At 49.8% G+C, this 20,487-nt stretch carries 20 protein-coding genes; 6 read left to right on the top strand and 14 right to left on the bottom strand.

Annotation, left to right across the window (positions count from 1 at the left end; genetic code table 11):
• Nucleotides 1-201: 201 nt before the first annotated feature.
• Nucleotides 202-1,566, bottom strand: a complete 1,365-nt coding sequence (locus tag ACEW8P_RS15995; protein ID WP_373514083.1) for a dipeptidase — start codon at nucleotides 1,564-1,566, stop codon at nucleotides 202-204.
• 185 nt (nucleotides 1,567-1,751) lie between these two features.
• Entirely contained in the window at nucleotides 1,752-2,846 is a 1,095-nt protein-coding gene (locus ACEW8P_RS15990; protein WP_373514082.1) for a chorismate mutase, read from the bottom strand.
• Nucleotides 2,847-3,095: 249 nt separating this feature from the next.
• Between ACEW8P_RS15990 and ACEW8P_RS15985 the strand changes: the two genes are divergently transcribed.
• The 3 genes from ACEW8P_RS15985 to ACEW8P_RS15975 all read left to right on the top strand — a co-directional run bounded on the left by ACEW8P_RS15985 (nucleotide 3,096) and on the right by ACEW8P_RS15975 (nucleotide 5,575).
• Nucleotides 3,096-4,298 carry a proline dehydrogenase family protein gene (locus tag ACEW8P_RS15985; RefSeq protein WP_373514081.1) on the top strand — a complete coding sequence of 401 codons (1,203 nt, stop codon included), beginning with the start codon at nucleotides 3,096-3,098 and terminating at the stop codon, nucleotides 4,296-4,298.
• A 105-nt stretch (nucleotides 4,299-4,403) separates the two neighbouring features.
• The gene (locus ACEW8P_RS15980) at nucleotides 4,404-5,192 is read left to right on the top strand and encodes a lipoprotein signal peptidase (protein ID WP_373514080.1); all 789 of its coding nucleotides are present in this window, start codon (nucleotides 4,404-4,406) and stop codon (nucleotides 5,190-5,192) included.
• 14 nt (nucleotides 5,193-5,206) lie between these two features.
• Nucleotides 5,207-5,575 (top strand): four helix bundle protein, encoded by a 369-nt coding sequence (locus ACEW8P_RS15975; protein ID WP_373514079.1) that lies wholly within the window; start codon nucleotides 5,207-5,209, stop codon nucleotides 5,573-5,575.
• Nucleotides 5,576-5,657: 82 nt separating this feature from the next.
• Here ACEW8P_RS15975 and ACEW8P_RS15970 read toward each other — a convergent pair whose 3' ends face one another.
• Complete coding sequence (locus ACEW8P_RS15970) at nucleotides 5,658-7,298, bottom strand: hypothetical protein (protein ID WP_373514078.1); 1,641 nt, start codon at nucleotides 7,296-7,298, stop codon at nucleotides 5,658-5,660.
• Nucleotides 7,299-7,501: 203 nt separating this feature from the next.
• Between ACEW8P_RS15970 and ACEW8P_RS15965 the strand changes: the two genes are divergently transcribed.
• Nucleotides 7,502-8,092: an isoprenylcysteine carboxylmethyltransferase family protein gene (locus ACEW8P_RS15965; protein WP_373514077.1), complete on the top strand. Its 591-nt coding sequence runs from the start codon at nucleotides 7,502-7,504 to the stop codon at nucleotides 8,090-8,092.
• Nucleotides 8,093-8,140: 48 nt separating this feature from the next.
• Here ACEW8P_RS15965 and ACEW8P_RS15960 read toward each other — a convergent pair whose 3' ends face one another.
• From ACEW8P_RS15960 to cysS, 9 genes are all read right to left on the bottom strand, one after another.
• Nucleotides 8,141-8,761, bottom strand: a complete 621-nt coding sequence (locus tag ACEW8P_RS15960; RefSeq protein WP_373514076.1) for an OmpH family outer membrane protein — start codon at nucleotides 8,759-8,761, stop codon at nucleotides 8,141-8,143.
• Nucleotides 8,762-8,771: 10 nt separating this feature from the next.
• Nucleotides 8,772-9,362 (bottom strand): OmpH family outer membrane protein, encoded by a 591-nt coding sequence (locus ACEW8P_RS15955; RefSeq protein ID WP_373514075.1) that lies wholly within the window; start codon nucleotides 9,360-9,362, stop codon nucleotides 8,772-8,774.
• Nucleotides 9,363-9,411: 49 nt separating this feature from the next.
• Nucleotides 9,412-12,081: an outer membrane protein assembly factor BamA gene (bamA, locus tag ACEW8P_RS15950; RefSeq protein WP_373514074.1), complete on the bottom strand. Its 2,670-nt coding sequence runs from the start codon at nucleotides 12,079-12,081 to the stop codon at nucleotides 9,412-9,414.
• Between the two features lie 80 nt (nucleotides 12,082-12,161).
• Nucleotides 12,162-12,902 carry an isoprenyl transferase gene (locus ACEW8P_RS15945; RefSeq protein WP_373514073.1) on the bottom strand — a complete coding sequence of 247 codons (741 nt, stop codon included), beginning with the start codon at nucleotides 12,900-12,902 and terminating at the stop codon, nucleotides 12,162-12,164.
• Between the two features lie 195 nt (nucleotides 12,903-13,097).
• The gene (locus tag ACEW8P_RS15940; RefSeq protein WP_373514072.1) at nucleotides 13,098-13,925 is read right to left on the bottom strand and encodes a LytR/AlgR family response regulator transcription factor; all 828 of its coding nucleotides are present in this window, start codon (nucleotides 13,923-13,925) and stop codon (nucleotides 13,098-13,100) included.
• A 19-nt stretch (nucleotides 13,926-13,944) separates the two neighbouring features.
• Nucleotides 13,945-14,331 (bottom strand): hypothetical protein, encoded by a 387-nt coding sequence (locus ACEW8P_RS15935; protein ID WP_373514071.1) that lies wholly within the window; start codon nucleotides 14,329-14,331, stop codon nucleotides 13,945-13,947.
• 30 nt (nucleotides 14,332-14,361) lie between these two features.
• Nucleotides 14,362-15,381 carry a M28 family peptidase gene (locus tag ACEW8P_RS15930; protein ID WP_373514070.1) on the bottom strand — a complete coding sequence of 340 codons (1,020 nt, stop codon included), beginning with the start codon at nucleotides 15,379-15,381 and terminating at the stop codon, nucleotides 14,362-14,364.
• A 37-nt stretch (nucleotides 15,382-15,418) separates the two neighbouring features.
• Nucleotides 15,419-15,859, bottom strand: coding sequence for a DUF192 domain-containing protein (locus ACEW8P_RS15925; RefSeq protein ID WP_373514069.1), 441 nt, complete (start codon nucleotides 15,857-15,859; stop codon nucleotides 15,419-15,421).
• Nucleotides 15,860-16,003: 144 nt separating this feature from the next.
• The gene (gene cysS / locus ACEW8P_RS15920) at nucleotides 16,004-17,491 is read right to left on the bottom strand and encodes a cysteine--tRNA ligase (RefSeq protein ID WP_373514084.1); all 1,488 of its coding nucleotides are present in this window, start codon (nucleotides 17,489-17,491) and stop codon (nucleotides 16,004-16,006) included.
• 159 nt (nucleotides 17,492-17,650) lie between these two features.
• Between cysS and ACEW8P_RS15915 the strand changes: the two genes are divergently transcribed.
• Both ACEW8P_RS15915 and udk read left to right on the top strand, forming a co-directional pair.
• Nucleotides 17,651-18,538, top strand: coding sequence for an N-acetylneuraminate synthase family protein (locus ACEW8P_RS15915; RefSeq protein ID WP_373514068.1), 888 nt, complete (start codon nucleotides 17,651-17,653; stop codon nucleotides 18,536-18,538).
• 79 nt (nucleotides 18,539-18,617) lie between these two features.
• Nucleotides 18,618-19,235: a uridine kinase gene (udk, locus tag ACEW8P_RS15910; RefSeq protein ID WP_373514067.1), complete on the top strand. Its 618-nt coding sequence runs from the start codon at nucleotides 18,618-18,620 to the stop codon at nucleotides 19,233-19,235.
• A gap of 115 nt (nucleotides 19,236-19,350) precedes the next feature.
• Here the strand turns inward: udk and ACEW8P_RS15905 are convergent, their stop codons facing one another.
• Both ACEW8P_RS15905 and ACEW8P_RS15900 read right to left on the bottom strand, forming a co-directional pair.
• Nucleotides 19,351-20,016 carry a bifunctional 4-hydroxy-2-oxoglutarate aldolase/2-dehydro-3-deoxy-phosphogluconate aldolase gene (locus ACEW8P_RS15905; RefSeq protein ID WP_373514066.1) on the bottom strand — a complete coding sequence of 222 codons (666 nt, stop codon included), beginning with the start codon at nucleotides 20,014-20,016 and terminating at the stop codon, nucleotides 19,351-19,353.
• 123 nt (nucleotides 20,017-20,139) lie between these two features.
• Nucleotides 20,140-20,487: PfkB family carbohydrate kinase (locus tag ACEW8P_RS15900; protein ID WP_373514065.1), on the bottom strand; the 348-nt coding region annotated here is incomplete at its 5' end.

The following is a 20,487-nucleotide window of genomic DNA, read 5'->3' as shown; positions in this document are numbered from 1 at the left end:
TATTTGAGAAATTTCTGAATGCCAAAACAATGACCGTCCCCATTGCCAATCACGATAATAATCAACACGCCGAAAACGAGAATATCCGGCTGGGGAATTTGTTCGATGGCCTGGAAACGATGGCGGCGGTGATGCTGATGCAGTGATGCACGAGCGGGCCACATTCCATCTGGGTGTTTCTGCGAAAACACAGCATGGATATCATTCCTTCTTTAACGCTGCATAATGCTTAAAGAACAACGGAATCGTTTCAATACCCTTGTAGTAGTTGAACAGCCCGTAGCTCTCATTGGGCGAATGCAGGGCGTCGATGTCCAGGCCAAAGCCCATCAGAATGCTCTTGCGGCCCAATTCCTGCTCGAAAAGGGCTACAATAGGAATACTACCACCACCGCGCGTGGGGATAGGTTTCTTGCCAAAAGACTCTTCCATGGCCATCGAGGCTGCTTCGTATTCTATTGAGTCGGTGGGATTCACGTAGGGTAGTCCGCCGTGGTGGGGCTTCACGCTCACCTTGACCGAGGGTGGAGCGATAGACAGAAAATGCTTCGTGAATTTTTCCTCGATTTCCTTATCGGTTTGGTTAGGTACCAGGCGCATCGAGATTTTAGCGTGTGCTTTGGAAGGAAGAACCGTCTTGGCCCCTTCGCCTACATAGCCGCCCCAGATGCCATTGACATCCAGCGTGGGACGGATCGAGGTGCGCTCGATGGTCGTGTAGTTCGCCTCACCACGTACGTCTTCAATCAATAAATCCTGCTTGTATTCTGCCAAATCGAAAGGCGCTTCATTCATCGCCGCGCGTGCATCGGCGGTGAGTTCTTCAACCTTATCGTAAAAGCCGGGAATGGTGATGTGCCCATTCTCGTCGTGCAGCGAAGCGATCATTTCGCATAGCACGTTAATGGGATTAGCCACCGCGCCACCGTACACGCCCGAATGCAGATCACGATTAGCGCCAACTACCTCTACTTCCAGATACGTCAAACCGCGAAGGCCAACCTCAATGGACGGTACATCATTGGCGATGATACTGGTGTCGGAAATCAAGATAGTGTCGCAGGCCAGCATATCGCGGTGAGATTTGACGAATTCACCAAGGTGGTCGGAGCCGACTTCTTCCTCGCCCTCGATCATAATCTTGACATTGCAGGGCAGCGACTTGGTAGCGATCATCATTTCCAGCGCCTTGACATGCATGTAGAATTGCCCCTTATCGTCGCAGGCCCCGCGGGCGTAAATCCGTTCGTTCTTGATGACGGGTTCGAAGGGGGGCGAGTCCCAAAGTTCGTAGGGATCGGCGGGCTGCACATCGTAGTGGCCGTAAATCAGCACGGTCGGCGCGGCGGGATTGACGATTTTTTCGCCATAGACAATCGGGTGGCCGGGCGTTTCAAAAATTTTGACCCAATCGGCCCCGGCGGCTTCGATACTTTGGCGCACGAAATCAGCGGCACGGCGCGTGTCGTCTTTGAACTTGGAATCCGCGCTCACTGAAGGGATGCGGAGCAGGTCGAGAAGTTCATCGAGGAATCGGTCTTTGTTATCTTGTAGGTATTTCTGCATTGTTATTTTAGATATGACGGGATGTCCCGTGCCAATGTGAATTATAAGATAGCTAGTTTATGGAGTTATTTCTCACAAAGCTAACGGATTGACTTTGTTGGCCCAAATTGGATAAGCGAGGTTAAGAAACGAAAAAGAGGCTACCTACGGGCAGCCTCTTTTTCTAGTTATAAAGCATAAAGCACTTACGCACTCACCTGGTTCATCACTTCCGTCTGCTTGCGGATCGACTCCATATGGACAAGTTTGAAAAGTTCATCCACCAGGTTCGGGAACAGGTTCAGGCTGTTTCCCCATTCGGCGCGGGTGTTCAGAATTTCGCGGAAGCGGTCCACCTGATAGGCTGACACGTTGTTGTCGCGCTTGTACTCGGCGATTTTTTCTACCAGCGACATGCGAGCAGCCAGCGTTTCAAGTAGTTCGCGGTCGAGGTGGTCTAGTTTTTCACGTATGATTTCCAGCTGCGTTTGGTAGTCGTCGCCGTATGATTTCTTACGTACGTGCAGTTCGTGGAGCATTTCCCCTAACGCCACGGGTGTGAGTTGCTGAGCGGCGTCGGACCAGGCCTTCTCGGGGTCGCGGTGCGACTCGATAATGAGGCCGTCGTAGTTCAAATCCATCGCGCGCTGCGTCAGTTCGAACAGCAGGGCGCGCTTACCCGCCATGTGGCTGGGGTCGCCGATGATGGGCAACTGTGGAAAGAGTGTCTTGAGTTCGATCGCAATTGGCCACATCGGCGAGTTACGAAACTTATTTTCCTGGGCGTTGGAGAAGCCCCGATGGATGGCCCCCAACTTCCTGACGCCTGCCCGGTTAAAACGTTCCAATGCCCCGATCCAAAGTTGCAAGTCGGGATTCACGGGATTCTTCACCAGCAACGGGACATCCACGCCTTTAAGGGCGTCGGCCAGTTCCTGCACGTTAAAAGGATTCACCGTGGTACGGGCTCCCACCCAAAGAATATCCACGCCGTATTTCAGCGCTAGTTCGATGTGGTTGGGATTAGCCACTTCGATGGCCACGGGCATCCCGGTTTCTTTTTTTACCGTCTGCAACCAGGGGAGTGCGGCTTCGCCCATGCCCTCGAAAGAGCCAGGGCGGGTGCGCGGCTTCCAAACGCCCGCACGGATGACGTGTGCATAACCTTCGTCCTTGATCTGCTGGGCGGACTCCACCATTTGTTCCTCGGTTTCGGCACTGCACGGCCCGGCAATCACCAGAGGTTTACCGTCGGTATTGATCCAGCTACTCAGCGGCAGGATGTCTAACGAAGCATTCATATTCAACTACTTAACCTTGTGAAAAATAAAAAAATGTATTGATTGAAATTGTATAAAAGGAGGGTATTGCTCCGCTTTTCGTACCTTTGTTGCCCCAACAACTGCTAGGGCGTCAATTATTGGTGTGATTCTAAAAAAAATTATACTGACTACCTGCTTTATATTGAGTTTTTACTCTTTAAAACAGAACCCAGTTCTTTCCGTTTATTATAGCGAGGAACACGATTTCAATCCAACAGAATAAACTAGATGTCACTCACAACGCTGCCTGCCATTTCACCTACGGCATTTGAAGACACTTCGGTTGCCTTTGCCGCCAAATCCGACTACCAACTGCGCAAGACCTATTGGCTTTTCGCGATGATGAATCGGCCCGGACTTGTAAATTTAGGTACTTTTTTCATAAAACTTGCTTTAAGACTGCATTTACCAATAAAAAAGCTCATCCGTAATACCATTTACGAGCAGTTTTGTGGCGGTGAAACGATCCGGGAATGCGAAAGCACGATCCGACAGCTAAGTGAGTCGGGCATCGGTACCATCCTTGATTACTCCATCGAGGGCGAAGATGAGGAGGTCGTTTTTGACGAAACGACTGCCGAACTCCTCCGTACCATCGACCGCGCGGCTACCTCGCAAGATATTCCGTTTACGGTGTTCAAAGTGTCGGGTATCGCCCCTAATGACCTTCTTGAAAAAGTACAAGCAGAAGGCGATTTATCCCCAGAGGATCAGAAAGCCTACGAACGTGTAGTCGCTCGGGTGGAGCAACTGTGCAGTCAGGCGCACTTGCGCACAGTACGGATATTTTTCGACGCTGAAGAGAGTTGGATTCAAGAAGTAATCGACGATTTGGCTTACAGTATGATGGCACGGTACAATAGCCGACAGGCTATCGTGTTCAATACCTACCAACTTTATCAGCATGAAGTACTGGAAGCTTATAAAAGTGCGTATCTGGAGGCCCGGAAAAACAACTACATCCTGGGTGGCAAACTGGTGCGCGGTGCTTACATGGAAAAAGAACGGATCCGGGCCCGGGAAAATAACTACCGTAATCCTATTCAAGCTACCAAAGCTGACACCGACCGCGATTACGATGCGGCCATCGATTTTTCGCTGGAACATATCGACTTCATTGAGTTTTGCCTCGGAACTCACAACGAAGCCAGTTGCTTGCACTGCGCCAACAAAATGCAAGCTACTGGCTTAAAGTCCGGCGATCCCCGCGTGTGGTTCGCGCAGTTGCTCGGCATGAGCGACAATCTGTCGTACAACCTGGCGAAGCTGGGCTACAATGTGGCCAAGTATGTACCTTATGGCCCCATCGACTCGGTGATGCCGTACCTCTTTCGCCGGGCTGAAGAAAACAAGTCTATCGCCGGACAAAGCAGCCGGGAATTCCTGCTGGTAAAGCGTGAAATGAAACGACGGAAACTTGGGGCTGTGTAGGCCCCAAAAAAAGCCCTATTTTTGCTTTTTCCTTACCATTATCCGCTAGGGCGCAACCCACGAAATTCTACGTACTCTCTGTGGCTCCCGCCAATCTTCCAAAAAATGATTCAGCCCAAAAACCCGACCAAATACATTATTTTCAGCGTGTTGCTTATCACGATCGATCAGGCTTCCAAGATGTTGGTGCATAAGTACATGGAACCGGGATTTTCGGGTCAAATCGCGCTGATTGGGGATTGGTTCAAGTTACACTACGTCCTGAATCCGGGCATGGCTTTCGGGATGGAGCTTGGCCACGAGTACGGCAAACTATTCTTGACGCTTTTCCGCTTAGCGGCGATGGGAGCGATTGCCTGGTACCTCGTCAACTTAGCGCGGCGCGGCGCGGCCTCCGGTCTGCTGTGGGCGCTGGCGATGATCCTGGCGGGAGCCGTAGGCAACGTCATCGACAGTACTTTTTACGGTGTACTGCTGGGTAATGCGCCCTACGGTTCGCCGACGCCCTGGTTTCACGGGCAAGTCATCGACATGGTTTTTGTAGATTTCTGGGAAGGTTTCGTTCCCGAATGGGTACCCGTCTGGGGCGGTCAATATTACTCTACGCCGATCTTCAACTTTGCCGATTCCTGCATCTTTGTTGGCGTTTGTACCATTTTAATTTTCCAAAGTTCTTTCTTTCGACACACTCATGAATACGAGGTAGAAGAGGAGGTTGGAGAGACAGAGCCACAAAGCGACAAAGCCACAGAGTTAGAAGATCGGGAAACAGAACTGGACAAAGTAAAACCGTTAGATAATGAAGCGATAAAGTTGTTAAGCGATGACGTTATTGAGCCAATAGGTGAAACTGTAAAACCGCGAAGCGATGAGAATTCAGAGCCACAGGAGTAATCTAAATTAGAATTATGGGAGAGGTCAGAACATTTCGTGATTTGTTGATCTGGCAAAAATCAATGTTGCTTGTCACAACGATTTATAGGTCAACCTCCACGTTTCCAGATTCGGAACGGTTTTCCTTAACATCTCAGATTCGACGTTCTGCTATTTCTGTACCTAGTAACATAGCCGAAGGCTTCGGGCGGCGGAGCAGCGGAGACTATCTTCGTTTTCTGCAAATAGCCTTTGGTTCTCTCTTCGAATTACAGACCCAACTTGAAATTGCCGTAAACTTGAACTACTTACAAAAAGACGAGTTCGACCTACTGCACGAGCAAAGCCGGGAGGTCGAAAGAATGATGTCCAGCTTCATCCAAAAACTAAAAGCCAAAGAATAAACGAAACCCTATGACTTTTCTATTCAATCGTATCACGGTCTAACTCTGTCGCTTTGTGGCTTTGAAGCTTTGTCGCTCCAATCTACTGCGTAGTATCCAGCGGCGAAAAGTCCTTGAAAGCCCGTTTTAAGGCTTTATCCGTAGCCTCCTTCTTATTCTCCCAGTTGGCGTCCAACTCCATGGCTACCAGGCCTTTCAAGTTCATCAGGGCGCGGAACTCGTCCAGCTTACGTACAAAATCATTGGTGCGTCGGGCTGATTTGAGCGAGTATTCGCGGGCAAAAATATCCCCCTTGTTCTGGAGTTCGCTCTTCTTTTCCATCACGTAGTTGAAACGATCCAACAGATCCTTCGTAGAGCGGCCAATCACTTCGGTAGCTTCCAGGGTACCGATAGTCATCACTGATGTGCCTCCCACCGTGGTGATACCCGTTCTGAGACTGGGATTCTTAGGCCCCGCAATAACGGGAGCCAAGCCCGTGGTGGCACCAAGCGAAGCATTTATTACCGAGCGGTTTTTCTTGCCCTTCTTGGCACGGCGATAGCCTTTTTTCAGTTCCTCTTCTTTCTCTTTCATTTGTTCCAGCAAACCCCAGGCGTTGACCAAGCCGCTGCGGTAGAGGGCATAGTTATAGGCGTCGCGCTCCGCTTCGTTGACCGTGTTCTCAATGTTAAAGTGGATTTTACGCTCGGAGCGATTTTGCGCCTTGTCCAGTACATAAAACGTCATGTCGAAAGCAAGAGAATCGTACGGGTCTTTTACAAAATCGTAACCTGGCGTCCAAATGAACTCGTACTGCGTTGGGGCATTCTTGATGATGGTACTTTGGGGAATATCCCGGTTGTCGGAGATGAAAGAGAACGTCGAGAGGTCATCGTCACCATTGGGGTCAGCGAGGAAGAACTTGATATTGATCGTTGTATTCTCTTTGTATTTAACGCGACTGACATTAGGTACCACCGTGATCTCAGGCGGCAGATCCATCTGCGTGGCTTCTAGTTTAATTCGGCCCTTTGTACGAGCTTTGGCAGGTTGATCTTCGACGTAGAACTCGATGTAGCGTGCACCTTGGAGCAGGAGATTAAACTGCGTCGTTGAAGGATTCCAGGTAACTTCCCCGCTCGCCGTAATGCGCATTCCCTCGGGCATTTGCTCCGCCACGGGGACAACCACCGTTGGGTCGCTGTCGGGGTCACGAACCGCATTCATATCTATTTGATAGGTATTTTGAGTTTTATACTGTACGTAAAAAGGCCGCAACTCGTCCACTTCCGGCGGACGGTTGACATGTACAATCTTAAACGCCAATTGTTTGGTAACACTCTCCCCGGCGGTGTTGGTGGCCTCGAACACCACAGGCAATGACCGCAGTGTATTGATGCGGTCGGCCATGTCGTAGGAGGGCGTCCACACGAATCTACCCAGCGAATCGAAAATCATATCTTTTTGCCTTCCTTCCGCGATAGAGAAAAATACTGTATCAGACTTTCCGCCCTGTGCTTTCAACTTGAAGGAAATTTCTTTTCCTTCCTCTAAAATATTCCAACTGGGGTCGGTGGGCAGAATAATTTGGAAGGGGTTCTCGGAAGTGGTGTCTTGAGCGAGTAGTGGATTTGTAATTATTCCAAGAAGAGAAAGTAGTAAGACAGGGGAAAAATAGCAAAGGGGAGATAAGAAAGGAACCGTAACAATATTCTGTTTTTCAATGAATTGTGTCTTCATCAACAAGTTTTATTTAATATGTGGCGCACAGATGAACGAGTGCCTTGCCCGCGAATCTTTGTAAGAAATTCATTATTTCAAACGCAAAAGTAACGAATCCCGTGTCCGTTTGGGTATTTTCGTAAAGGCTTTTTACCATCGTTAGCCGACAAACCACCCTGGCACTGTCTCTTTTTGTAATTGTTTTATATATCTCCGAAAGTATGGACTACCTCTATCTCACATTCGCCTGGCTGCTTTTTGGAACGGTACATTCGCTCATGGCTAGTTCGGCTTTCAAGATTCTGATAGCCGGGTGGAAGCAAAAGCATATGCCCTACTATCGTCTGTTCTACAATGCCATTTCGCTGCTGACTTTCTTGCTTCCTTTGTATTTCCAACTCCAAATCGAGGCATTGCATCTCTGGCCGCGCAACCTTACGCTACTTATTTTGGGTGCTGGATTGGCTGTTGCCGGATTGTGTATAATCTTACTGGCATTACGACAATACGATCTGTCCGAGTTCAGCGGTACGAATGCCTTTCGGAAGCCTAACGAGCGCGGCGAGTTCCTGAACACAAGCGGTCTTTCGGGTCAGGTGCGGCATCCGTTGTACACAGGAACATTGATGCTTCTGTGGGGGATATGGATTTTCGACGCTACCCTGGCCAGTCTTGTCACGGCCATCAGCCTGACGGCGTACATCCGGGTGGGCATTCACTTTGAAGAAAAAAAACTGCTCCGTCAATTTGGTGAGAACTACCACCTCTACCGTGAACGAGTCCCGATGCTCTTTCCCCGATTTTTCTCATAAAAAAAGCGAAGCTTCCGATGCTTCGCTTTTTTTGAAATTACATTTCCTTTATTTCTTTGGTGGCGTCGTACCAGCTTTTGGTGCAGTCGATGGCGCATTGGGCGTCTCAGGAGCTACTTTGGAGGGATCGACTCCCAGTTCCTTAAAGACAAGGTCCGAAACATTGTTATCTTCCGAGCCGACAAAAAGTAGAATAGGCGTTGTGTTCTGACCCGCATCCGAATTAAGGATATACAGGTAGTTGTTAGCCTCGCCCACCGCCTTGATGGCGTTGTTGATTTTAAGTAGAACAGGCTCGATCAATTGCTGGTACTTAGTCTGCAACGAAGTCTCAGAATTACGCTGTAATTCCTGAATCGAAGTTTGTAGTCCCTGCAGTTCCTTCTCCTTATCGGCGCGAATCACGTCGGCCATGCCGGAAGCGTTCTTGTTATAATTGTCCAGTTTTTCCTGGAACTCTTTGTACTTATCTTGCAGCGCTTTGTCGAGTTGCGCCTTGGTAATAGAAAGCTCGTTTTCTATTTTTTTGGCTTCGGGAAGCTGACCCAGAATGAAGTCAACATTAGTGTAGCCTATTTTGGTGCGTGGCGCAGAAGCGGTAGTCTGCGCGAAGAGAGGGGAGCAGGCTACGGCAAAAAGAGCCACCAGAGTAATCAATTGCTTTTTCATTGGTCTGTGTTTATTTAGGTTTTTTGGTTGTACTGGTTTGGTTGTTATTATCGGAGGCCGGAGAAGTACCTGACGCGGCTACGGGCTTGGTGTCGATGCCAAGATCCTCCATGACGTAGTCCGTGTAATCGTGCTTGGGATTGGTATAGACCATCACGAAATTACTGGACTTATCAAAAAGAAAATCGAGCCGACGTTGAGAGCAAACCTTTTCAAGTGAGCGTTGTACGCGTTCCATCACGGGTTTGATCAGTTCTTTCTTCTTTTGGAACATCATGCCGTCCACGCCGAAGACCTTATTATTGTACTCGCGGGCTTCCAGTTCTTTCTCTCTGATTTCATTTTGCCGCTTGCGTTTAAGCTCGTCCGTTAAAAGTACCTCTTCGGCCATGTAAGCACGCTGCAAACGGTCAACCTCCGCGCCTTTTTCCTGAATTTCCTTGGCCCAGCGTTCCGAAAACTGATCCATTTCGCTTTGGGCCTTCGTGTATTCGGGCATTTTGCTGGTGATATATTCCATATCGACATAGCCAAACTTCTGAGCCTGAACCCCCAGCGACGAAACGGACGACAAAAGTAATAAAAATACGATCTTCTTCATGCGAAGGGTCTGTTTTTTTGCACCATATAACGAAACGTCAATTTTTTTATTACCGGATTTGCTGTCCGATGGTGAAGTGGAATTGTCCGCCGCTGCGCGTGTTCGATCCCTGGATTTTGTCGAAACCGTAGCCCCAGTCGATACCCAGCAGACCGAAGGCAGGCATGAAGATCCGAGCCCCGCCTCCAACCGAGCGCTTGATGTCGAAAGGGTTAAAGTCGTTATAGCTACCCCAGTTGTTTCCACCCTCAGCGAAGCCCAACAGAAATATGGTTGCCTGTGGATTGAGCGAAACCGGGTAGCGTATTTCCGTCACAAACTTATTGTAAACTACACCACCACCGCCCAACAGCTGTCCATTTTCACTAAGCGGGCCTACTTTACGATCGCCGTAACCGCGCAAACCGATGATGTCTTGGTCGGCCAGTGCGAAGGAACCTTGCCCGGCTAGACCCGATCCACCCACGATGAAGCGGCCAAACGGACTCAGTCCCACTCGGTCGGTATAACTGCCCAGGAAGCCCATGTGGGCGCGGGCACTCACGACGAGCTTACCCGTGATCGTGGCGTACCAGCTGGCGTCGAACATCCACTTGTGATACTCGACCAGCTTGAATTTGTCTTTGACGTCCGTGAAATCATTCTTTCGGAAAGCCGAATAGGGCGGAGTAAAAGTACCTGCCAGCGAGAGCGAGGAACCGGAACGCGGATACTGGTTATCACTTAACGTGTTACGCGAAAGGGTCGTGTTGAAAGTCACGTTGTACGACTTTCCATTGTCATAACCAATGCGAAAAAAATCGAGATTGTCGAGGCGATACTGTTGTAAAGACAGCGAGTGGGTCAACACAAGGAAGCGATCGGGTATCTTCAAGCGACGACCCAGCGAAAACGTAATGCCGTTGTTGTAATAAGAGCCGAGAAAAGTCTGCTGGCCGACTGGTACCTGAGGGCCAAATCCACCACCACCAAAGCCACCACCACCAAACCCACCACCGCCGAAGCCACCACCGCCGAAGCCACCACCACCAAACCCGCCGAAATTGGAAAGCCGATACACGGTACGGGTCAGGGCCACGCCGAAGTTGATGGGCTTCTTGCCACCCAACCACGGCTCACTAAACGACAGCGAGTAGGTTTGAAACTGCTTACCGTTGGCCTGGAAGCGTACCGAAAGTTTCTGGCCGTCGCCCGAGGGCAGTGGGCGCCAGGCGGAACGATTGGGAATATTGCGCAGAGAAAAATTATTGAAAACCAGCCCCAAAGTACCTACAAAACCAATGTATCCGCCCCAGCCACCAGAAAGTTCTATCTGGTCGGAGGGTTTTTCTTCCACCGTGTATTCGATGTCCACCGTACCGTCGGCCTGGTTCGGGATGGGGTTGATCTGAATCTTCTCAGGATCAAAATAACCCATCTGCGCCAACTGGCGATTGGTATTGATAAGTTCAGTTTTGCTGAACTTCTGCCCCGGCAACGTGAACAACTCGCGCAACACCACGCGGTCACTCGTCTTGGTATTGCCGTTCAGGATAATGCGGTTGATGGTAGCTTGTTTGCCCTCACGGATTCGAATCTCGATATCGATAGAATCTCCCACTACGGAAGTCTCGACGGGCGTAGCGCTGAAATATAAATAGCCATCGTCCATATAGGCCGAGCTGACGTCCGCGCCGGGAATACCATTGATTTTCTTATCCAGTTCTTCCGGGTTATAAACATCCCCTTTGTTGATACCCAGAATTTTTTTGAGAAAATCGGTCTTGCGAAGGTAGTTACCCGTGAATTCGACATTACGGTAGTAATACTTCGGCCCTTCGTCGATCTTCATCACGATGTTGATCGTCTCGCCACCTTTTCCCTGGATGCTGTCGTAAGCGATGGTCGCATCACGATAGCCGTTTTTGCGGTAATAGGCAATGAGCTTATCCTTATCTTCGTCGTAGAGTTTGGGGATGTACTTCGAGGGCGTGAAAAGGTGCCAGAGTTTTTTCTCCTTGGTTTTTTTGAGTTTCTTTTTCAGGGTGGCATCGCTAACGGCTTCGTTGCCGATAAAGTCGATTTTCTCGATCTTGACCTTCTTGCCCTTATCGACGGTAAAGTTGAGCGTGGCCTGGCCGCGCGTAGTGTCGGGAATTTGCAGGGCTTTTACAGTGATATTGTAAAAGCCTTTGTCCATGAAGTGCTTCTTAATGAGCAGCTGGGTGTTCTTGATGACCGTCGGTGTAATGACGCGGCCTTTGATAAGCTTTACCTTGTCGTTCAAGGTCTCCTTCTCGCCCTTCCGTAAACCGGAAAATGTCACCTTGTATAGGCGAGGGCGCTCCTTGATGTGGATATTGAGCCAAATCTTGCCTTCTTCTATTTTGGTATAAAGAATCTCGACGTCATCGAGCGTACCAAAATCCATCATCCTTTTAATGGAAGAGGAAACTGCCGGGCCTGGTATCCGAACCTTGTCGCCTTTCTGCAATCCCGAAATAGATACCATGCTGTTGGGGTCAAGAAACTGCGTTCCCGACACCGTTACATCCATGATTTCGTATTCTTTGGGGTCGGCGTATTCCAGCGCGGGGGCGAGGTTTTCAGCAGCAGGCTTGGCAGTGCCGCCACCCACACCAATGCGCTGAGCCTGACTGGCTACGGTACAGGCCAACATCAGCATTAAAATTTTCAAGGAAATGGGCAAGCTGGTAAATTTCTTCATATTATTTTTCATTAGCTGATGTTGTTTTTTATAGACTGTTTCGACAGTATCAATATGTGATTATCAGTTTTGCCACTGTCCACTGTCCACTGTCAACCCTTGACCTGCTCGCTGGTCTTTCCAAACCGACGCTCTCTCTTCTGGTACGACAAGATACCCTCATATAGATGCGGCTTGCGGAAATCGGGCCAATAAACTTCATCATAAATGTACAATTCGGCGTAGGCCAATTGCCACAAGAGGAAGTTGCTGATCCGATGGTCGCCGCCCGTTCGTAGCATCAAATCTACGTCGGGACGGCCTTGGGTGGCCAGTCGTTCATTCAATAGACCCTCGGAGATGTCTTCTGGTTGTAATGCCCCTGATTTTATTTCGCGGGCGAGCTGTTGGGTGGCTTGCACGATGTCCCATTTACCACTGTACCCAAGGGCCAAAATCAAGTTCAAACCGTCGTTTTGGCGGGTTTTGTCAATGGCTTCGGCCAACTGGCGGCGGCAGCGGCTGGGCAAACTATTCAGGTCACCGATCGAATCTAGACGCACGTTGTTCTCTTGCAGGGTAGGTAGTTCGTCGCCAATCGTCTGAACGAGCAGTTCCATCAGTGCCTGTACTTCCAGCTTCGGGCGGCCCCAATTTTCGGTCGAAAAAGCATAAAGTGTAAGGTAGCCGACGCCCAATTCCGCACAGCCTTCGGTCACTTCCCGCACCGCTTTAATGGCACTTCTATGGCCGAATATGCGAGCTGCGCCCTGATTTTTCGCCCAACGACCATTGCCGTCCATGATAACGGCGATGTGTTTGGGCAGATTGCTCAAGTCGATGTCTTCCTTCATTTCACAGACCCGAGTTTAACTTTTTTTAACAATATAATGTGGTACGGGCGTCTCGCCCGTGGAGCGAGAAAGCCACTTTTTTGCCCAAATGCTTAACACACAAACCAATAACTGCTCCCGTCTCGCCAAATCGGGGCGCAAGTTAACCATAACTCGGACGGCTTCAAAATCAAACGTTTGGGGGGACGGGCGGTGCTAGATACTGAGCAACTGCCGAATGGCATCGCCATAGGTAGAGCCACTCTGCAGCGAAGTAGCCTTGCGGTCGCGCATGATGAGCAGGTACTTACCGTTGAAGTAACGCTGAATTTCGGCAATTCGGTGCGTGTTAAGAATCACCGAGCGGCTCACCCGCAGGAACTGGGCGGGTAGTTTCTCTTCCAGACTCGTTAGCGTATGGTTGACCAAATACTGCTGTCCATCGAGCGTATTGAGGAAAACGTACTTGTCTTCGGCCTCAAAATGCGACACATCGGTAAGCGGAACCAGCAAAATGCGTTCACCCGATTTGACGGAAAGCGAATGCATCTCCGGCTTGGGTTGCATTTTTTCCAAAAGCCTCAACAAGTTTTGGTTGTAAAATTCCCTGGTTTCCTGCGGTTTAGTAATTTCGGCTTCCTCTTTCTCAACCGCCTCTGCATTTCTTGTCTCCTTCGGTTCCGTCCGAGACTTTATCTTATCGACCGTCTTCTGTAATCGCTCATTTTCAATGGGTTTTAGCAAATAATCCACCGAATTCTCCTCAAATGCACGGATCGCGTATTGATCGTAGGCAGTCGCAAAAACTACCATTGGCATCACCTTGACTTTGGCCAGCATCTCGAAGCCGTTGAGCAGTGGCATTTCTATGTCTAGGAAAATAAGGTCAGGCTTATGATTCTCAATCAGATCAAGTCCCTCGGCTCCGTTGTGTGCTTCGGCTATGATGTCAACAACATCACTGTAGCCGCCCATCATCCGTCTGAGGCGGTCGAGGGCGAGTTGCTCGTCGTCTATAAGAATGGTACGAAGTGGTAGTTTCATTTTCAACTAGTAAAACAGCCTATTCCGGCAAATCACTCTGGTAAGTAATCTCCGACAATAGCCCTATAGCATTGAAGCGCAAAATAACCTTTTGCGCCGAAGACTTCTGCGTAATATCCTCACACTGCGGCCCTTTCTCCAGAAAGTACACGTAAAACTTCTGATTTCTAGACCCGAGCTGATGAATATCCGGCTTGCCCAGCATCTGACCTACCTCATCGGCAAACTTACCCATCAAATTAGCCTGTTCGACCTTGAAATCCTGCACTAGCGTCGGACGAATGCTTTCACACGCGCTACGGTCTTGCCGCCATTTCACCAAATCCAACCGACCCAACTTCTCCGGTGGCGATGAACAACCTGTCAAAAGACCAATCAAAACCGCCGCCTGCAATATGCATCTCATAACTGACCATTCATCATTCATAGATCATCACTAAATTGTCGGCTGCCCCTCGTTATAAAGTACCTGAATCAGTGTCTGCCCTACTGCTTTCAGGGTGCTTGGATCAATGTTTTTCATATCGTCACCAGTCGTGTGCCAGTCGTCGAAAAAGGTGCGATTGGGATCATTCATTCGGGTGTGAATGATGTCGATCATGGGGATTTTGGCCACGTCATTGACCGGGACATGGTCGTCGGTTATGCCTGGCCCCTTCTGATCGATGAAATAATTGTTGTACCCAAGCTGACTAGCCGTATTCCAGACAGTGCGCACGACCTCATTGGCGTACTGGGTGGATAGTCCCTCTTTCAGAAAAGTAGCTCCTTTGGCCCCGACCATATCTAGCAGAACTCCGAAGTAAGCCGAATAGTTGGGAATATGCTTGTTGGCCGCCCAATGGCTCGAACCCAGGCAGAAGCCCTCGTATTTTGCGTTGGTGGGGCCGGAGGCACCCCAGTCTTCAGCGTCGAAGAAAGCGATATCTACGCCCAAGTCAGGTTTGTTTTGACTCTCGTGCAGCGTCCGTGCCACTTCCAGCAGAATGCCAACGCCGCTTGCTCCGTCGTTGGCCCCCAGCACCGGCAGGGTTTTACGCGTAGAATCTTGATCGGAGAAAGGGCGCGTGTCCCAGTGTGCTGCCAGCATGATGCGCTTGGTGGCCTGCGGCTGGAAGCTGCCGATGATGTTGCGGGCATTGAGTTTCTGACCGTCGTAAGTGGTAGCGGTGAATTTCTGCTCCGTCACCGTGAAGCCGTATTGCTCAAGGGTTTTTACCAAATAATCCCCGGCCAATTCATGCGCTTTCGTATTCGGTACCCGTGGCCCAAAAGCTACCTGCCGTTCTACAAAAGCGTATGCAGAATCGGCGCTGAAGGTCGGGGCAGGAACCATTTGAATAGTTTGTGTAGTGGTTTGCTCGGAGGAGTTTTTTGTTTTACAGGAGAAAACGGTACATCCGAAGCCCAAAGCCAGGAGGAAAGTAAAACTTTTGAGATTCAGAAGTACTCGCATAGTTAAGATCAAATAAAATATAAAATTTACCCGGCTATCAAAACTGGATCACATCCCCCACCGCTATCCCGTGCTGATCGACGTAGCCTGCGTTTACCTCGACGACGTACTGTGCGGGACTCAGGGAAGGCAGGTTTTCCTCAGAATAAGGCTTGGCGTTTTTCTGGATGGAAACAATCTTTCTGTTGCTGTCCACATAAATAATATCCAGCGGAATTTGCGTGTTCTTCATCCAAAAACCCAATGGCTTACTGTCTTGGAAAACGAACAGCATACCCACCGAATCGGGCATATAGGGGCGATACATCAACCCTTTGCTCTGCTCAGCCTCGTTCTCGGCAATTTCAATGTCTATCTTACTGATTGTCTTCCCCTCGCTCAAAAAGGTCACTTCACCCTCCTTCACGAAAGAGGTTGCCGCCGTCGATTCTGTCCTCGGTGAAGAAGTAGCTTCACCACGTTCGTTCAAATAAGGCATAAGCAAGTAGGTCAGGCCAACTATCACAAAGACAGCCAATAAATGTAAGCAATATGGGAGCGACGCATAGAAACTAATTATGAATGATGGGTTCGCTGCACGGGGAATCAGAGGACGTTGAAATCGCTATTTCCCAACTCAGAACTACTCTTCATAGGCCCAGTCAATCCGGTGCTTCATATCCCGAATCACGAGCCCTTGACTTTTAAAGTAAGAACGCACTTCATCGACCTTGTCGTACTGCTGCGCGGCTTTGTACTCTCGGTAAAGGCTGAGCATTCCCTTCAAAACGGCGGAGCCTTCGGAAGGTTCCTCTTTCAGACCCAGCACATCTTCGCAAAAAATGACGAATTGCGTTTTTAATTTTGTAAAAAGTTCTTCCCCCAGAGTCGCCGCCTTCAACTGATTCATGTAAAGCATATTCACGTACTTCAACAAACTGAAGAGGTGCGCAATGGCCACGGAAGTGTTGAGGTCGTCGTTCATACCATCGTAGAATCCCTGCAATGACTGCTCAATGTCGGCCTGCTTTTTCTCGTCCGGCGTTCCGCCTACTTCGGCCACGTATTCCAGCGTTTTCACGATGCGCAAGCCGTTGACCAAGCGTTTGAATCCTTTTTGGGCAGCTTTCAGGGCGTCGTTCGAGAAATCCAATGTGCTGCGGTACTGGCTCTGGAGCATGAAAAACCGCACCGTCATGGGGCTGTATGATTGGTCAAGCAGCTCATGATCGCCGCTGAGTAGTTGAGCGGGTAAGAAAGAGTTACCCAACGACTTCGACATCTTCTGGCCGTTGACCGTCAGCATGTTGGTGTGCATCCAGTAGCGCACTGGATCAGTACCCGTAAGGCCCTTCGCCTGCGCGATTTCGCACTCATGGTGGGGAAATTTTAAGTCCATGCCGCCACCGTGGATATCGAACTGATTGCCTAAGTACTTGGCACTCATGCAGGTACATTCAAGATGCCAGCCGGGAAATCCCCGACCCCAGGGCGAATTCCACTGCATGAGGTGTTCAGGCGAAGCATTTTTCCAAATCGCAAAATCGAGCGGATTACGCTTCTCCGACTGTCCGTCCAACTCGCGGGTTTCGTTCAGTAGGTCTTCCAGAATCCGACCCGAAAGTTTGCCGTAGTCGTTGCCCGCCTCGTTGTAGGCATTTATATCGAAATAAACCGAGCCGTTCGATTCGTAAGCCAGTCCTTTCGCAATTAAATTTTGCACGGCCTCGATCTGCTCGATGAGGTGGCCCGTGGCGGTAGGCTCGATGCTGGGAGGAAAGATGTTAAAATCCTCCATGACGCGGTGAAAGTCGTTGGTGTAGCGTTGCACGATTTCCATCGGTTCAAGTTGCTCTAGCTTCGCCATGCGGCCAATTTTGTCTTCACCTTCATCGCCGTCGCCTACCAGGTGACCCACGTCGGTAATATTACGGACATAGCGCACCTTATAGCCAATGTGTGTCAGGTACCGAAACAGCAAGTCGAACGTCATAAACGTGCGGACGTTGCCGAGGTGGGCATTGTTATAAACCGTTGGTCCGCAGACGTACATACCCACGTGAGGCGAGGCAAGCGGTTCGAAAGTGTCTTTTTGGCGGGTGAGGGTATTGTATATTTTGAGCGGCTGCATTTTCTTCATTGCGTTTTGAACGCTGTCGGCGTTATTTAGGGCAAAAGTAGGCAATTGACTGCCAATTATCGAACCAGTGCAGATCAACACTGTTCGGTAAATCGCTTTTCCTTACCTTCGCGACTAACATAAGATCATTTCAAAGGCTCAAAATTATTCATGAATACCTACCAGCGGCCCAGGATCATTTCGGAAATCGGCTGCAACCATATGGGCCAGTTCGAAACCGCCAAAGAACTCATTCGGCTCTCGAAAGACTGCGGGGCGGAATACGCCAAATTCCAGAAACGTAACTCTCGCGAACTCCTGACTACCGACCAGTACGCAGCGCCGCATCCGGTGCCGTACAATGCTTACGGAGAAACTTACGGTGCGCACCGTGAGTACCTGGAATTCGACCAGGCGCAACATGCTGAATTGAAGGAATATGCCGAATCGACTGGGATTGGCTATGCGACTTCGGTTTGGGACGTATCCTCGGCCAGAGAAATTATCGAGTTGCGACCCGATTTCATTAAAGTACCCTCAGCCTGCAACAATAACTACGAAATGCTGAGGCTGCTGCGCGATGATTATGGAGGCGATATACACGTATCGACGGGCATGACCATGCAGGCCGAAATCACCCAACTTGTGGCCTTTTTTGAAGAAACTGACCAGGCCCGGAAGCGGCTCGTGGTGTATAATTGTACGTCAGGCTATCCGGTGCCGTTCAAAGATATTTGTTTATTGGAAATCAGGCGTATCCAGGAAAACTATGGCGAGCGTATAAAGGAGATTGGCTTCTCAGGCCACCACTTGGGTATCGCGGTGGACGTGGCGGCCTACACGCTGGGAGCCGTATGGGTGGAGCGACATTTTACCAAAGACCGCACTTGGCGCGGCACCGATCACGCCGCTTCGCTGGAAGTACCTGGCCTGCAAAAACTGGTGCGCGACCTGGAACACACTTACGAAGCGCTTACCTACAAGTCGAGTGAGATCCTGGAAATCGAGCAAGTACAGCGGGAGAAATTGAAATATCGTAAGGCAGGAAGTGAGGAGTGATGAACTATAAATTATGAATTATGATAAGGCAACTGCATCTGGTAGAAGCCTATTCCATAATGAGTTTTTGTGACTAAAAATGACCAAGCCATTTATTGTAGGAATTACGGGCGGAAGTGCCTCGGGGAAGACTTTTTTCATGAAAAGCTTGCTGTCTGCGTTCGCGGAGGAGGAGATTTGCCGCATCTCGCAAGATAACTACTATCTGCCCATTCATAAGATTCCAAAAGACGAAAACGGAGTAGAAAACTTTGATTTGCCCCAAACGATTGACCACGGACTCTTCGCGAAACATATCGCCGAACTACGGCGGGGGAAGGTAGTCGAGCACCCTGAATACACGTTCAACAACCCGCTGGTAACGCCGAAGATGTTGACGTTTGAGTCAACCCCAATCATCGTCGTAGAGGGGATTTTTATATTTTATTTTCCGGAAGTAGCGGAGTTGATCGATCTTAAGGTTTTTGTCGATGCTAAAGAACACGTCAAGATCAAGCGGCGTATCATCCGCGACAACAGCGAGCGCGGCTACGATTTGGAAGATGTCCTGTACCGTTGGGAAAATCACGTAGCCCCGACCTATGACAAGTACATCAAACCCCTCCGCTCCGAGGCGGACATCATCATCAATAACCACGATCGGTTTGATCGGGGATTGGATGTAGTGGTAGCGTATTTGAAGACGAAGGTACCTTGAACGAGTACTTAGTTCAGATAGGGCTGCCTAAGCGATTCTTAGTACTTGGTTTGAAAATATCTGCTCTGCTACAGAAGCCACTAACCCGAATTAACTAAGAACGACGACCGTAGAACTATCTCAACTCTTTTACAAATCCCAAACACTCCGCAATCTTCCGCTCCACCCAGTCGTAGTCCTGCCGGGCCAGTACATCCTTGGGGAACAAGTGTGAACCCATTCCTACACAGTAGGCCCCCGCCCCGAACCATTCCGCAAAACTCTCGCGGGTTGGCCGCACGCCGCCCGTTACCATAATTTTTAAGTCAGCCATCGGGCCGCGAACGGCTTTCACAAAGCCCGAGCCGAGTACCTCACCGGGAAATAACTTCACGACTTCGGCCCCCGCATGGCGCGCATTGTAAATTTCAGTAACCGTCATCACGCCCGGTATCCAGGGTACCTCAACCGCAGCGCAGGCCGTACCCACGGCAGGATTCAGCGCGGGCGTCACCACAAAGTCAGCTCCGGCATAAATGAATTTATTGGCGGCTTCGTCGTCATAAATTGTGCCAATGCCCATCGCCATGTCAGGCAGATTCTCGTGCGCGTAGGCAACGAGTTTCTCAAAGGTACCAAGGGCATTCTCTCCCCGATTCGTAAACTCAAACACCCGCAACCCCGCCCGGTGCGAAGCTTTCAACACCTCGATGGCCACGGCGGCATCATCATGATAAAAAAGTGGCAACACGCCCCCTTCGTGCAGGGAATTCAGTACGGTAATCTTGTCTTTGTGAGCCATAATATCTTTGGGTTGTATGGTAAAATTTTTGTGAGTGGCAAAGTTCCAGAGTACCAAAGTGGGCGTTTGAAATCATTGACAAGAGCACTATGTCGCTTTGCCACTTTGTGCCTTTGCCACTTTCTAACGCTTTATTCTTCCCGAAGTCTCGCCCTGCCGGACGGCTTCCACCTCAGCCACAGTGCTGACGAGGGCATCGCCTTCGATGGTGTGTTTCAGGGCCGAGGCCGCCACGCCGAATTCCAGGGCCTTCTGCTCGTCGTTGAAAGTCAGGAGGCCATGGATGAGACCTGCAATGAAGGCATCGCCGCCGCCCACGCGATCCACGATGGGATTAATGTCCACATCGACGGTTTCCAACATTGTTTTGCCATTCCAGAGAAAAGCTTTTATCAGATTGTGACTCGCGCTGCGGGAAGTGCGTTGCGTGTCCACGACGCGGCTCACCTGCGGAAATGCCTTTTGTAATTT

Source organism: Persicitalea sp., assembly GCF_041751555.1.
GTDB lineage: Bacteria > Bacteroidota > Bacteroidia > Cytophagales > Spirosomataceae > Persicitalea.
The sequence above is the reverse complement of the archived record's forward strand: the minus strand, read 5'-3'. Positions and strand labels throughout refer to the sequence as shown.